Genomic DNA, 14,547 nt, shown 5'->3' on the forward strand with positions numbered 1-14,547 from the left:
AATAGAATTAATGAAGTCAAAGTTGGATAAAGCCCTGTCCTTGGTTGCCTTAGGTGTCCTTGGCGTATTACACAGTGCCCATGCTGCACCCGTCTATGAGATTGTCAACCTTGATAATTATGATCTGCAAGGCTCTCTGGAAGGCACCCGTAATGGTTATGCGTTGGGTGTTAACGCCAACGATGAGTTGGTTGGTATAGCTAAAGGTAAGAAAAAACTCAGCACATCTGACGTGGAAGGTGGAATTATCGACGTCGAAGATGGTATCGCCCCTGAGGAAACCATTACTTATTCTATTACTGAAGCCATTGTTGCTAATAACTTTGCCTTTATCGCTGCGCAAAATGGTGCCGCTGGCGCATGGTTACCGACCTTTGACAGTATCAATGGCACTACGCCACCGAGTGATATTTCGGTTGTCAACTCAGTCGATACTTTTTATTACGGCATCAACGATGCGGGCGTGAAAGTGGGCAGTATGACTGCCCCTGAAAAGAAAACAGAAAATACTGCGACCACAGATAATGCAACCGACTACTGGTATTACCGTGATTATGAATATCGCGGTTTTGCCAAAGTAGGGGATAGCGAAATCCCATTACCGCCGCCTTACACCCAGTATGTTAAAGAGGATAAAACTGTTGAGTTAGGCGGTTGGTCTGCGGCGACGGCGATTAACAATAATAATTTAGTTGTTGGTTATGCTAGCACCGATATCAGTAACTATGCGGCTGATCGTGTTGCTTACTGTTTAGGTACTGATAACACGTTACCATTAGATGTGTGTATACAGCGCGAGCAATATCCGAATGCTCAAGGTACCCGTAATATTCAATACCAAACCCGTGCCTATGTATGGCAACTGGATAATGGCGTTGCAACGGGCACAGCTTTACCGCTTGGATTAACTCCTGCCACCGATAATAAGCTTACGTTTACCGCCCAAGCTCTGGGGGTGAATAATGAGGGGGTAGTCGCGGGACGTTCGCATGTTTACCGTAATGGTAGTACAGATAGATTACGCCAAGATGCTGCCTATTGGAGTAAAGATGCTGAGGGCAACTATCAATACCATTGGATCCCAATGGGCGAGTCCATTTCAAGCTCAATTGCCTATGATGTAAACGATAGCGGTATTCTTGTTGGTAGTTATCGCAGTTATATCCAAGGTTATCCGCGTGATAAGTTCTTCTACTTTGATATCAATACGCCAGATAAACCTTATGTCACCCCCAATGATTTTGCTGCGACGACAACGGATCTGTCCAGTAAACCAAAAGATATCAATAATAAAGGCCAAGTTGTTGGTTATATTGAAACTACCTATGATAAGGAAAAACCACGGCCTAAGGCGGGTTTCCTGTATGAGAAGTCTACTGGGGAGTTCAGTAACCTCAATAACTTGCTGACCTGTGAATCCAAGGGCTTTGAAAAGGGCGCTGATGGTAATTGGACCCGTCATCAGGTTGAGGTGCAGGACGGTACTGGCAAAGTACTGACTTATAATAGCGATATTCTCGTTGTTGAAGCGACCAGCATTAATGAAGATGGCACCATAGTGGGAACTGCCTTTATTCGTAAACCTTCATATCAGTTCGATTTGAAAGGTAATGTTATTGTCGGTGAAAATGGCCTGCCCCTGTTTGAACTTAGCGGTAATGGTGACCCAGTTACGGCCTATGTTCCGCGTATGGTCGTGTTAAAACCGACCACTAATGGTGAAGCTTGTACTGTCGATGACAGCACTGACACTGGTAATTACGAACGTAAAGGCGCTGCTTCTCTCGCTTGGTTATTGGCCTTACCTTTAGTCTGGTTACGTCGCCGCGTTCGCTAATTTTTCAGCTTGAATTCAGACTTAAAAAATCGAGGCGAAATGCCTCGATTTTTTTTAACTACGATCTCAATAGTTTAATAAATAGTCGATAAAATGGTCGATTTTTTGATTGATCTCGGCGTTGAAAAGCACTATCTCTATGGGGGAAGCTGTTGCTTCTATTTCACGTAGAACAGAGGACGCTTGCATGAAAAGACAAAAACGAGATCGTTTAGACAGAGCTTTTTCCAAAGGATTCCAAGCTGGTATTGGGGGTCGATCTAAAGAGCTTTGTCCTTATGCAAATCTTGATTCGCGATCACAGTGGTTAGGTGGTTGGCGTGAAGGTGTGGATGGCCGAGTTAATGGGCTATTTAATAAATAACGAGTATTTCTCGTGGATTAAATAGCCCTGAACAGACAGAGTAATGCAGCATAATTGCCCTCAGATGAGGGCATTTTTGTATCTTAGCTTGTAGGGAATAGCTACGATTAGAAGGTCGAGGTATCACTAAATACGCCGACTTTTAAATCGGTCGCACTATAGATTTGACGACCATCGACTTCAAGGATGGCGTCGGCAATACCCATGACTAATTTACGATGAATAGTACGCTTGATGTTTAGCTTGTAAGTCACTTTTTTCGCGCCAGGTAACACTTGTCCGGTAAATTTCACTTCACCTACGCCCAGTGCGCGGCCTTTACCCTCGGCGCCTTCCCAACCGAGGTAAAAACCTACTAACTGCCACATAGCGTCTAAGCCTAAACAACCTGGCATTACTGGGTCGCTGATGAAGTGGCAGCCAAAGAACCATAGGTCTGGATTAATATCGAGTTCAGCAACAATTTCACCTTTGCCAAATTCGCCGCCATTATCGTTAATGGTGATTATCCTGTCGATCATCAGCATATTATCTACGGGTAGACGAGGCGAGTTTGGCCCAAATAATTTCCCATGGCCACAGGCGATGAGTTCTTCTTTATTGAAACTGTTTGCTTTATTCATTGTTTTACTACTCCAGCAATAAGAGCGCCAAGATTAGCGAACACGTGTAAGCTAAACAACTCCGATCAGCTAATTAATGGCGAAATAATCCCAGTTTTGCGAGTAACCTCGTCATAAAACTAATTTCTTCCTCGCCGTTCCCCGCGAGCTTATCGAGCCGTTCTTGCACTAGGCCATACAAGGAGTCTGCAGGGAAGTCATTATCCTCATTGGCAACCCCTGCTGGCATCTGCATCAATAGCTCCACCGCTTCGTCCATATGCTCAATGGCATAGATATGGAATTGGCCTTTGCCTACAGCTGTAATGACTTTCGGGTGTAGGTTAAGCTGCAGAACGTTCGACTTAGGCATAATCACGCCCTGTTCACCCGTGAGACCACGACGTTCACACAAATTGAAAAAGCCTTCAATTTTCTCATTTATGCCGCCAATCGCTTGCACATTGCCAAATTGATCCAACGCGCCAGTAATCGCGAGCGACTGAATAATCGGCTGTTCGGCAATCGCCGACATCAAACAACAATACTCTGCGAGCGAGGCGCTATCACCATCGATCTCTTGATAGGACTGTTCGAATACGATGTTGGCATTAAGGTGTAGCGGAGCATCACGACCAAAAATGCGATACAAACAGGCAGAAAGGATCATCATGCCCTTGGCGTGGATATTGCCACCTAGCTCGGACTTTCTTTCAATGTCTGCCACTTCGCCATCACCATAGTGCACGGTTGCGGTGATCCGCGCGGGTTCGCCGTAACTATGGTCAATCGCATCGATAACCGTTAGGCCATTAATCTGACCTACCATAGCGCCTTCAGTTGGCAGATTTATGAAATTGTCATCAAAACTCTGCCCAGAAAACTCCTCAGAGCTGTTATGGCGATAGTTAGCTTGCTCGAGCGCGTGTTCAACACTGGCGGCATTGATGCTGGGTTTCCCGCTATACACCTTAGCCTGAGCCATTAATTGGGCAAAATCGAGCATCGACAGGCTTAAACGGCGTTGATGCTCGGTTAATCTTGCGCTGTGTCTAAACAGTGGCGCAAGGCTCGATTGTTCTAGGCTAACCTCAACGCTCTGAGCCACGGCTTGTAACCAACTGGCATATTGCACTTCTTTAAAGCGGGTCAGATCGAGTTCACTCGCCAGCTCTGCCAGCAGGCTAAAGTGACGCTGAAATTCCCAGTCTTCGGAGCGGACTTGGCTGTAGATTAAGCCTGCGCCGATAAGAATGATTTTACAATTTAACGGAATAGGGCTTAGGTGACTGCTTATCTGATACTCTTTTTGTGTCAGAATTTGCATCACCAGATCCCATAGGCTTTCGCGTTTCCACAGAGATTCGGCGCAGATAAACACATAGTGGCACTGGGCGAGGGCACCGGGTTGATACTGACTGCCATTTGCCGATTGCACCATACGGCCGAGAAGATCAGCACGGCGGATATTGCCACTCAGGTAACGGTAACTGACATTTTTTTCAGCAATCGCGTCTTGGTTATCAAGCGGCGCTTCGTATTGCCAACGAAATGGTACGGTTTTCCCCACTGGCTGGGCCGCCACTAAATAGGCGGTGGGTAACGGCTCGACCGTTTCCATTAGGGCTTGCATGATTAATTGTCGGTCGATGCCCGGAAAATCGGCGAGATACAGCTGTTGATCGGCAATGGCGTTATGTAACTTAAAGGCATCCAATACACGTTCTTGCCCTAAAAGCAGGGTTTTTAATCCTGTGGCCGATTGCGGCAGGGTAGGAAGGTTAAATTCAGGCGCGAGTGAGGATGATGGTATCAAGAGTGAATTCATATAAGCATTTACCATGAAAAGTTACCGCGATTTTACCATACCAAGACGGCAAGTCTCTTACTGTATAGGTGTTTTTGCGTTGGTTTACTCAGATATTGCTGAAAATTTGTTGGCTATTTGCCTGAAAAAACATCTTGGTGAGCATAAGATGAGCATTTGACACAATATTGAAAAATTGCTGTTTACAAGCACCGATGATGCTTATATTATTTGCGCCATTCGGAGGGGTGGCAGAGTGGTTTAATGCACCGGTCTTGAAAACCGGCGTGGGTTTATAGCCCACCCAGGGTTCAAATCCCTGCTCCTCCGCCATATTTTACGGAAAAGCCATCAGCAATGATGGCTTTTTTGTTTCTGCAATTTAGGAAGTTGAACCCTAGGGTTCCTCATTCTTAGCGCCGCTCCTCGGCCATATTTCACGAAATGCCATCGGCGATGATGGTTTTTTTGTTTCTGTAATTTAGGAAGTTGAACCCTTGGGTTCCTCATTCTTAGCGCAGCTCCTCCACCATCTTCCACTTAATGCCATCAGCGGTGATGGTGTTTTTGTTTATAGAATTTAAACCTAGGTTCTGCATACGAACCTTGTCAGCTTTTTTTTCTGCATTTGAGAGTTATCTGAATAGAGCCCGCCCTATCAACTCAGTGTTGTTTGGCAGATGGGGGGTACTCGGACTCGCTTGGGCGATACGAATACCTATTTGCTATAGTTAATGTTCATTTGCTTAAGCAAACTCGTATTTGCCTTGAGGGTTTCTTCCCACCTTTTTAACTACTTATGAGTGCAGGCATCTACATAGCCAATTTGCTTTCACACGCATATTGCGCTTTGATTCGCGCGACTTTTTATTAAATGCCTATTTCGGCTATATAAAGTGGCTACTTTAAGGGGCTGTCGAGTTAAGAGGGCGAGTTTATTGAACGCAGCCTGTTTGCGCCTCAGTAGCCATAAGTGCCACCTTAAGTGTGAATACAGGGACTTTTGGGTGAAGATTAGACGTTATTCGATGGTTTTATCGACGACTGCATATCAAATCGCCAATCAATTCAATTAATAATAAATTTAGGTTTACAACCCGAGGGGAGATAGCTATTATCTCGCTCGTTCGGAGGGGTGGCAGAGTGGTTTAATGCACCGGTCTTGAAAACCGGCGTGGGTTTATAGCCCACCCAGGGTTCAAATCCCTGCTCCTCCGCCATATTCTACGGAAAAGCCATCAGCAATGATGGCTTTTTTGTTTTTGGCATTCCGGAAGTTGAACCCTAGGGTTCCTCATGTTAAGCGCAGCTCCTTCGTCAAATGCAATCCAAAGACCGCTAAACTATTCTTTGTCTTTTACATTTTAGTCTTCCATTCTCAGGGTTTAAAACTCGTCGCGTTGAGCTTTGCCTTGGTAAATTGCCGCGAATACCTAAATCTTCAGCGGCTTATACGCGAGTTTCAAACTGGGGCTATGTGTCAGTTGTTCCTTTAAATATCATCTAGTTAACAATATTCATTTTATGCTTTGCGAAATGCCATTGTTGGGCTAAATTACCCTGATAACCTATATTCCGGTTGCGGTATTCTGATTTGACTACACTGTGTTAGTCGACATTGGTTAAAGGTGGATAAAAGTTGATATCGATATATTTAGTTGACGACCATGAGCTTGTAAGAACTGGGATCCGCCGCATCTTAGAAGATGAACGTGGGATCAAAGTCGTGGGAGAAGCGCCAGATGGCGAGACCGCGGTACAGTGGGCGAGACAAAATGAAGCCGATGTCATCTTAATGGACATGAATATGCCTGGGATGGGCGGGCTCGAAGCCACACGTAAGATTTTACGTTATCAGCCCCATGCCAAGATTATTGTATTAACGGTGCATACTGAAGATCCTTTCCCCAGTAAAGTGATGCAGGCGGGCGCGTCTGGTTATTTAACCAAAGGGGCAACGCCACCTGAGGTATTGCAAGCGATACGTCAGGTTTCCCGTGGGCAGCGCTATCTATCCCCAGAAATTGCTCAACAAATGGCATTGAGCCAATTCAACCCTGCCGATGAGAATCCGTTTAAAGCCTTGTCCGAACGTGAGCTGCAAATTATGTTGATGATCACCAATGGTGAAAAGGTCAATGATATTTCGGAGCAGCTCAACTTAAGCCCAAAAACCGTTAACAGTTACCGTTATCGCTTGTTTGCGAAGCTTGGGATCAGTGGCGATGTGGAGCTGACCCGTTTAGCGATCCGCTATAAAATGTTAGATGCAGGCCATTTCTAATGGCTGCTTGTGTCAATGGTTCTAGCATTAATTAAGTGTTAGTTGTGAGTGTGAAGACGATTTATCAAATTGTGTTGAAGACGGTGAGTAAAAGAGTGGGTGTATAACGATGTCGACAGGTTTTAACGCCCAGAGTTTTTTACGCACAGTTTCATCCTCTGCAGGGGTTTATCGCATGTATGACGTCAAAGGTGACGTCATCTATGTGGGTAAAGCTAAAGATCTTAAGAAGCGCTTATCCTCCTATTTTCGTAAAAACCTTGGGAATGTGAAAACCCAGGCGCTGGTGTCCCATATCCATCATATCGATGTGACGCTGACCCACAGTGAGACCGATGCGCTGCTGCTTGAAAATGACTATATCAAGCAGTACATGCCCAAATACAATGTGTTACTGCGGGACGATAAGTCATACCCTTATATTTTCTTGAGTCAACACGAGCATCCACGCCTTGCATACCATCGCGGGCCGCAGCGGGAGAAGGGCTATTACTTTGGGCCTTATCCCAATGGCGGCGCGGTGCGCGAAAGTTTGCACTTGATGCAAAAGCTGTTTCCTATTCGCCAGTGTGATGATCTCTATTATAAATCCCGCACTCGTCCCTGCCTGCAATACCAGTTATCCCGTTGCAGCGCGCCTTGCGTCGGTAAGGTCAGTAATGCGGAGTATGATGAGCAGGTTAAACTCGCCAGTTTGTTCCTAAAGGGAAAAGATAAGCAAGTTATCAGTGAGCTCGTGGCTAAGATGGAAGAGGCCGCCGAGCAGCAAGCCTATGAGCAAGCCGCGCGCTTTCGCGATCAAATTATGGCGCTGCGCCGCGTGGCCGAGCAGCAAGAAGTCTCGGGCAATACCGGGGATATGGATGTTATCGGCGTGCATTACGCCTCGGGCATCGCTTGTTTTCACCTGTTATTTATCCGCGAAGGTAAAATTTTTGGTAGCCGCAGCTATTATCCAACGGTGCCCGCGCAAACGGATATTGAAGAAGTCTTACGTTCCTTCCTGCTACAGTTTTATTTAAATGCCGATATTCAACGCACCATTCCTAAGGAAGTGGTGATAAGCCATCACTTTGAAGAATTGCATGAGCTAGAGGCGGCCGTCTCTGAGGCGTTAAACAAAAAGTTCAGCATCAAAACCAATGTGCGCGCCGATAGGGCAAGCTTTTTGCGCCTTGCGCTAACTAATGCCACCAATGCGGTGATGACGCGTCTGTCCCATAAAAACACCGTTGAACAACGTTTTGTCTTGTTGGAGGAGATTCTCGAACTCAATGCGCCGATCCAGCGCATGGAGTGTTTCGATATCAGCCATACCATGGGGGAGAGTACGGTAGCCTCTTGCGTGGTGTTTAACCGCGAGGGGCCACATAAGGCCGAATACCGACGTTACAATATCGAAGGCATTACGCCCGGCGATGATTATGCCGCGATGAAACAAGCCATTAGTCGTCGATTTGATAAAATCGATGCCAGCGGCAAAATTCCTGACATCTTATTTATCGACGGTGGTTTGGGTCAGCTGCGTATCGCGCAGCAAATAGTGGATGAGAAATTCGTCAATTTAGATAAAGCGCCGCAACTGATTGGGGTGGCAAAGGGAGAGAGCCGTAAACCTGGGCTTGAAACCTTAATCTTTGGCGATACTGAAAGTAGCTTTTCCCTTGAAGATGACTCGCCAGCGCTGCACCTTATTCAACATATTCGCGATGAGTCTCACCGCTTTGCGATTACAGGCCATCGCAATCGGCGCCAGAAAACCCGTAACACCTCGACGCTCGAATCCATTCCCGGCATTGGTCCTAAGCGGCGCAAGGCGTTATTGCAACATCTTGGTGGTTTACAGGAAGTGAAGGGCGCGAGTGTGGCCGAATTAGCGAAAGTGCCTGGTATTAGCATAGAAATGGCACAAACCATTCATGATGCATTGCGAGGGTGATAAATTTAAGGCAAGATTGGCGCTGCTTTTGACTAACTGGTTCGATCATGCCGTTTAACTTACCTATAGCATTAACCCTTTTCAGGCTTTTTTTACTGCCCATCTTCGTGGTGCTCTTTTATCTGCCGTACAGTTGGACTCCCTTCGTTGCTGCTTTTGTGTTTTGGCTCGCCGCTATTACCGATGCCTTGGATGGCTATGCCGCCCGTAAGCTCAAGCAACTCACGCGTTTTGGTGCCTTTCTTGATCCGGTTGCCGATAAACTGATGGTGATCACCGCGCTCGTGTTATTAGTTGATCAATATGCCGATATTTGGTTAACGTTGCCGGCACTGTTTATGATTGGTCGTGAAATTGTAATTTCAGCGCTGCGTGAATGGATGGCTGAATTAGGTAAGCGCGGGACGGTTGCGGTTTCTTGGATCGGCAAATATAAAACGGCGGCGCAGATGGTGGCGATTATTGGCCTGATCTGGCAATACAACCCACTAATGATCCAAGCCGCATTTGTGCTGTTATATATCGCTGCCGTGTTAACCTTCTGGTCAATGATGAGCTACATTTTAGCCGCCTGGAAAGATTTAACGGCCGAATAGCGCAATAAAAGATCAAAGAGATTATTTAGTGCGCAAGCAGTAAGTTATCGATAAAACAGCGGTTGACACTGCATGGTAAATAGGTAGAATGCCTCCCCGTAGACGAGAGACGAAGTGAAAACAAAATCTTAACTCTACATGATGCGACATTAGCTCAGTTGGTAGAGCGATACCTTGCCAAGGTATAGGTCATCGGTTCGAACCCGATATGTCGCTCCAATCTAAAAGGATTGGAAAGATGGCGCGATGGCAGAATGGCTATGCTGCGGATTGCAAATCCGTCGATCTCGGTTCGACTCCGGGTCGCGCCTCCATAATTAAGATATTAATGACACGATTCCTGTCGTTAATATAAAGAGTTTGCCCGAGTGGTGGAATCGGTAGACACAAGGGATTTAAAATCCCTCGCTGGTAACAGCGTGCCAGTTCAAGTCTGGCCTCGGGTACCATTATTATAATGGTGACAGCTCAAAGCGAGTTGAAGCGTTAAACTTCGTTTCCTATACATTGAAATATAAGTAGAAGAGCGAAGCAAAGAGTTAACAATATCATTAGCAATGCTTGCGATATTCAGAGTTTGCCCGAGTGGTGGAATCGGTAGACACAAGGGATTTAAAATCCCTCGCTGGTAACAGCGTGCCAGTTCAAGTCTGGCCTCGGGTACCATTATTCTTAGTGAATAGTAAATAAGCCTCGACATTAGTCGGGGCTTTTTTGCATCTACGGCTCTGATTTTTGGGTTTTGGTTTAAAGTGCCGTTTCTATCTTCTTCGCTAGAGCCACAGTTTCGCGCTTGCCACTTTTGTTTCAGGCGTTAGTCCTACCTTATAACCTACTTATTTCTCAACTTTATTTATCCAAACTGAGCTTGATAGCATCAAACTGAGCTGTTGTAGGCTGCGTTTGAGCGCTAAGGCTTATTGCTAAAGTGATGTCGTTAACCTTGTCCCATAAAAAAGCCCCGTGGTTTTCACGAGGCAATTTTACACATCCGCAATACTACTCATTTATCGCTTGTTTTAGCGCTGTCGCGGCCTTAAAGCTTGGCTGGTTAAAGCCTGCAATCTCAATTGTCTCGCCAGTTTGCGGGTTTCGACCCGATTTAGGTAAATGATAACGTAATTCGAAGGTGCCAAATTGTGGCAGGAAGACTTTTTCACCTTCGCTTAAGGCGATATGGATCTGTTGTAGGATCTGTTCGACAACAGGTTTAGTGCTGGCCTGGGACTGTTCAAGCGAAGTGGCGATACGTTGGATAAGTTGTGCTTTGTTCATTGAAACCTCTGAATTCAGCGAAAGAGCAGGAAAGGGGAGTTATAACAAGCTCGGGATCAGATTGAAAGCCTAGGTTTACCAAAGCGGCTTAACTGCTGCTTTATTGGTTAGCGGTGATAACTTACCTTATCTTCAGACACTGAAATCACTTTGTCATTAATCAATTGATTTAAGTAGCCTTGGATTGCGATTTGATTACCTTTAATCCCCATATGAGAAGCGATATGGTTACGTAAGGAGTCAACTTTTTTCGGGCGTTTCTCTTTTGGCTTCGAAGTTAAACTATGCAGTAATTTTGCGCTGATATTTTCTACTGTTGCAAGCTTAATATGCTTACAGATACGTCCATTTGCTTTTATATGTGCGATAAGTGGAGCAAAACCATTATCGTTTGAAATGATGTCGAAGGTTACGTTTTCACTCGCTGTGCTCTCATAACATCCGAGATAATATGAGAGATGAAAGTCTAGATTATTTGACTGGGTTGCTTTCAGTTGAATAACGATGATTTCAAGTGGCTTGTCATACTTTTTTTCACCAAAATCTATCTTGGGTTGCTTTGCTCCAAGGAATATGATTATTTTTTGGTATATAGAAAGGTCGATTTTTTCTAAATTACCGACGTTTTCATAGTCAATAAATGCCCACTTCACTGTGTATTGCTCCTTATGCGGTAATCTTTTCACTTGCTGTTATGACGCCTACTTGAGTTAACAAGGTTTTATATTTAGTTTAGCTCCCAAGGTAAATCACGTCGTCCATTAACTGATTTCAGAACCCCCTCATTTCTTAACTTTTGAGCGGCCCAACGGATATCATATTGCCAAGTGTACAGCAGATCTCCAGAGGATTTTAGCTCAGATTCGTATTTCTCCCAGACATACTTCGATACATCACGAGGTGAGCCTCGTCCTCCTGAGGAATTAAGATATTCTACAATCCATTGTTTCATGCTTTCTCTAGTAGCCATTAGTTTCCTTAATGATTGAAATATTCCAATTATATCGATAGCAGCTGAACATAGATCTTGTGTCAGTTTAAAGGCGACAAATACAGATTGCTCAAAATAAACTAGCATAACTTATAAATTTTGCTAAATGATTTAAGTACAAACTTTATTGAGGCTTTGGGTTTATTTTTAATGAAATGGAAATATAAGGCATACGCAAATTCTGGAGGTTAAATATAAAATGTTTTTAGCTAAGCGCCCTTGCGGGCGCTGTTAGAGGTGGAGCTAAGCGTAGGAATAATGGTTGGACTTATTGCAGCACTTAAGAAAATAACGTTTCTTCCAATGTACGTCCTTTCAGTAGCATCTTATATTGCCAATGCTGCTGCTTAAATAGGGCGAGCAGGGCGGTTTCAAACTCATAAGGTGGATTTACAGTGTCATCCAATTGGATCACAAACACATGGGCTTGTTTTGAGGTGATATTCACTACACCGGCTATTTGGCCTACGGCTTGGATCAGCGCTTCACTGTCGCAGCTTTCCATGGTGAGGGTGAGATAATCACTGCCGCTATTGGATGAGCGCATCGAAATTGATTGTCCCAGCTCACCTTTATCTAGATACAGCACTTGGTCACAGAGCTTCTCGAGTTCCTCCAAGTTGTGTGAGCTGATCACAAAGGTGGTTGTGGGCGACAGCGTTCTGACGAGTTCACGGATTTTCTTCGCATTGGCAGGATCGAGTCCTGCGGTTGGTTCATCTAACAACACCAACTTAGGCGAGCCAATTAAGGCTTGGGCAATCGCGACTCGTTTACTCATCCCATGGCTAAGGCTCGGTGGCTTTTGCTGCGCCACCTCGGCTAAGTCCACTAAATTCAGCACTCGTAGGGCTTCTTGATGTGCCTGCTTGCTATCCATCCCTTGAAGGCGCGCGAAGAAGCTTAACTGGCTGATAATGGTTAAATTGGGATCGAGCGTCGCATCCTGTGGCAGGGCGGCAATTTGTCCTAATAATGCTGGACTATTTGGTGCTTCTCCCAGAATACGAACCGTGCCCGCGCTTGGGGTGAGGTAACCACAGAGCAGGCTAAATAGCGTGGTTTTACCCGCACCGTTAGGGCCAACCAAGGCGATGGGCGCTCCCGATTCGAGGGTTAAGTTAACGTTATTGAGCGCTTTTTTACTGCCATAGTGTTTGGACAGTCCTTGGCATTGAATGAGGATCATAGTTGACTCCTTTGGATATAAACGCGGCCAAGGAAGAGGGCGAATGCGGTTTGTAATAGGGGGATTGGCGCGTAGGCAAAGCTATTGAGTCCATTGGTGTTGACCATGTTCGACAGTTGAGCGCCCGGCAATATCCATTGTAAGCCTTCAAATAAGCTGGATTGATTACCCAAAATCAATAATGCAATCGAGACGACCGTCCACAATATAGTGGCCAAAACCATCGCTTGCCGTGCCGTATTGGCATAGAGGGACAATAAGGTCATGACCGCGGTAAAGGGTAAAATCACGATAACCAAGTTGACGCCGACCAAGGCACCCGACGTTAATGCGGGTAATAACAAGCCGATGTCGCGAGTGAGTGCCAGCGCTATGGTGGCGAGGATGGTCAATAAGATCAGTAAACCTTGGATCAAGATTTGCCCCAAAAAGCGGCCGAAGAGTAGGCTGTCTTTGCTGGTTCTTAGGGTATAGAAGCGCAATGTGCCGCGGGTTTTGTCTGAGGAAAACTGATCGGCGGCAATCAAAATACTGAACATTGGAAACAGATACAACGCAAAGCACCAGAAGATGGCCATTTCCGCCACGGGCCAGTCAAACAGCACGTTTAGTGCTTGGCTGCCCAAGAGACCGTCGATCAGATCTTTTACATTGGGCTGCATCAATAAAGTCGAAGCGCCTTGGATGGGATAGAGCAATAAAATCCCCCACACCAGTGCAAAGGCGATAAGGGCGATAATTCCGCGAAGGTTAAATAGAAATTTGCGACATTCAAAGCCAGCGATCAAAAGCATGTTGTTGAATGTACTGGGAGCGTTTGGTGTCATTCGCTGTCTCGTCAGTGAGTCGGCGGACTGATTCTCACCCGAGTGGTCATCGTCATTGACTATGACCACTCGCGAAAGTCGTCCGCGGCGCGGTTAGGATAAAGAAGCGATAAGCGAGTCTAACTTATCTTTAAGTTCAGCCACTTGCTCTTCAAGCTGCGTGACTCTGGCTTCCAGTTGTTGTCTATCTTGAGCGTTAAGTGAGTTTGAGCCCGCGCTCGGCGAATCGGCGGATAATGACGCGGCGTTAATCTGCTCTGCGCCTTGGGAAAACAGCTCTGCATAACGGCATTCACGCTTACCCGGCTCCCGTGGTAACTGCGCTAGCACGGGTTTATCTCGCTCCATCAGCTGCTTAATGCAGGCTTCAACCTCAAGCACATCTTTAAAGTCATGCAACCTGTTGCTGCGGGTACGCAATTCGCCCGGCGTTTGTGGGCCGCGAAGCAACAGCAAACAGATAATCGCCACAGCGGCGCTGGAAAGTTGTAACTCGCTAAATTCGGTGTTGCAGAATCTGTGCTTGTATTTGACGACTCGGCTACCAAAGCCGGATTGCTCGCTGATTAGTCGCTTTTTATTCAATGAATCCAGGGCGTCTTGAACCAGCGCTTCGCTTAAGTCCAGTACGGGATCGCGGCTGGTTTTTTGATTACAGGCGAGGGTCAGGGCATTGAGTGAAAGAGGGTATTGCTCTGGGGTGGTGACTTCTTTTTCAAGTAGACAACCGATAACTCTGGCTTCGTGTAACGTGAGTTCCATATAAGCTCCAAAGAAAAAAGCATGGCTTTGTTATAACAGAGCCATGCTTAATATCCTAGCGCTTGTCGGTAAAC

13 protein-coding genes and 6 tRNA genes are annotated in these 14,547 nt (G+C 45.8%); 11 read left to right on the plus strand and 8 right to left on the minus strand.

Translation table 11 applies throughout. The features are described from left to right. Positions 1–10 precede the first annotated feature (10 nt). Together SHEWMR4_RS08160 and rmf are read left to right on the plus strand one after the other, a co-directional pair. Complete coding sequence (locus tag SHEWMR4_RS08160) at positions 11–1,837, plus strand: DUF3466 family protein (RefSeq protein WP_011622325.1); 1,827 nt, start codon at positions 11–13, stop codon at positions 1,835–1,837. Between the two features lie 187 nt (positions 1,838–2,024). Next, entirely contained in the window at positions 2,025–2,201 is a 177-nt protein-coding gene (gene rmf / locus SHEWMR4_RS08165) for a ribosome modulation factor (protein ID WP_011071969.1), read from the plus strand. A gap of 107 nt (positions 2,202–2,308) precedes the next feature. Here rmf and fabA read toward each other — a convergent pair whose 3' ends face one another. Together fabA and SHEWMR4_RS08175 are read right to left on the minus strand one after the other, a co-directional pair. Then, entirely contained in the window at positions 2,309–2,824 is a 516-nt protein-coding gene (gene fabA / locus SHEWMR4_RS08170; RefSeq protein ID WP_011622326.1) for a bifunctional 3-hydroxydecanoyl-ACP dehydratase/trans-2-decenoyl-ACP isomerase, read from the minus strand. A gap of 73 nt (positions 2,825–2,897) precedes the next feature. Next, entirely contained in the window at positions 2,898–4,631 is a 1,734-nt protein-coding gene (locus tag SHEWMR4_RS08175; protein WP_041408746.1) for an AAA family ATPase, read from the minus strand. A gap of 221 nt (positions 4,632–4,852) precedes the next feature. Here SHEWMR4_RS08175 and SHEWMR4_RS08180 point away from each other — a divergent pair. The 9 genes from SHEWMR4_RS08180 to SHEWMR4_RS08225 all read left to right on the plus strand — a co-directional run bounded on the left by SHEWMR4_RS08180 (position 4,853) and on the right by SHEWMR4_RS08225 (position 10,095). Beyond that, positions 4,853–4,943: transfer RNA gene (locus SHEWMR4_RS08180), tRNA-Ser, on the plus strand. A 796-nt stretch (positions 4,944–5,739) separates the two neighbouring features. Beyond that, a tRNA-Ser gene (locus tag SHEWMR4_RS08185) sits at positions 5,740–5,830 on the plus strand. Positions 5,831–6,249: 419 nt separating this feature from the next. Further along, positions 6,250–6,894 carry a UvrY/SirA/GacA family response regulator transcription factor gene (gene uvrY, locus SHEWMR4_RS08195; protein WP_011622328.1) on the plus strand — a complete coding sequence of 215 codons (645 nt, stop codon included), beginning with the start codon at positions 6,250–6,252 and terminating at the stop codon, positions 6,892–6,894. Positions 6,895–7,003: 109 nt separating this feature from the next. Further along, entirely contained in the window at positions 7,004–8,833 is a 1,830-nt protein-coding gene (uvrC, locus tag SHEWMR4_RS08200) for an excinuclease ABC subunit UvrC (RefSeq protein WP_011622329.1), read from the plus strand. A gap of 47 nt (positions 8,834–8,880) precedes the next feature. Further along, on the plus strand, positions 8,881–9,429 hold the full coding sequence (pgsA, locus tag SHEWMR4_RS08205; RefSeq protein WP_011622330.1) for a CDP-diacylglycerol--glycerol-3-phosphate 3-phosphatidyltransferase: 549 nt from the start codon (positions 8,881–8,883) through the stop codon (positions 9,427–9,429). Between the two features lie 143 nt (positions 9,430–9,572). After that, positions 9,573–9,648 (plus strand) — tRNA-Gly (locus tag SHEWMR4_RS08210). A 21-nt stretch (positions 9,649–9,669) separates the two neighbouring features. Further along, positions 9,670–9,743: transfer RNA gene (locus SHEWMR4_RS08215), tRNA-Cys, on the plus strand. A 48-nt stretch (positions 9,744–9,791) separates the two neighbouring features. Beyond that, positions 9,792–9,878 (plus strand) — tRNA-Leu (locus tag SHEWMR4_RS08220). A 130-nt stretch (positions 9,879–10,008) separates the two neighbouring features. Beyond that, a tRNA-Leu gene (locus SHEWMR4_RS08225) sits at positions 10,009–10,095 on the plus strand. A gap of 333 nt (positions 10,096–10,428) precedes the next feature. On the opposite strand, the gene SHEWMR4_RS08230 is transcribed toward SHEWMR4_RS08225, so the two are convergent. The 6 genes from SHEWMR4_RS08230 to SHEWMR4_RS08255 all read right to left on the minus strand — a co-directional run bounded on the left by SHEWMR4_RS08230 (position 10,429) and on the right by SHEWMR4_RS08255 (position 14,473). Next, positions 10,429–10,704 (minus strand): HU family DNA-binding protein, encoded by a 276-nt coding sequence (locus SHEWMR4_RS08230; RefSeq protein ID WP_011622331.1) that lies wholly within the window; start codon positions 10,702–10,704, stop codon positions 10,429–10,431. Between the two features lie 107 nt (positions 10,705–10,811). Further along, complete coding sequence (locus SHEWMR4_RS08235) at positions 10,812–11,357, minus strand: PIN domain-containing protein (protein WP_011622332.1); 546 nt, start codon at positions 11,355–11,357, stop codon at positions 10,812–10,814. Positions 11,358–11,431: 74 nt separating this feature from the next. Next, positions 11,432–11,674: a hypothetical protein gene (locus tag SHEWMR4_RS08240; protein ID WP_041408748.1), complete on the minus strand. Its 243-nt coding sequence runs from the start codon at positions 11,672–11,674 to the stop codon at positions 11,432–11,434. A gap of 301 nt (positions 11,675–11,975) precedes the next feature. After that, positions 11,976–12,884 (minus strand): ABC transporter ATP-binding protein, encoded by a 909-nt coding sequence (locus SHEWMR4_RS08245; protein WP_011622333.1) that lies wholly within the window; start codon positions 12,882–12,884, stop codon positions 11,976–11,978. Beyond that, on the minus strand, positions 12,881–13,711 hold the full coding sequence (locus SHEWMR4_RS08250; protein ID WP_011622334.1) for an ABC transporter permease subunit: 831 nt from the start codon (positions 13,709–13,711) through the stop codon (positions 12,881–12,883). Before SHEWMR4_RS08250 ends, SHEWMR4_RS08245 begins: the two co-directional genes overlap by 4 nt. Before the next feature lie 93 nt (positions 13,712–13,804). After that, entirely contained in the window at positions 13,805–14,473 is a 669-nt protein-coding gene (locus SHEWMR4_RS08255) for a YceH family protein (protein ID WP_011622335.1), read from the minus strand. Positions 14,474–14,547 lie beyond the last annotated feature (74 nt).

It is taken from the genome of Shewanella sp. MR-4, assembly GCF_000014685.1.
Taxonomy (GTDB): Bacteria; Pseudomonadota; Gammaproteobacteria; order Enterobacterales; family Shewanellaceae; genus Shewanella.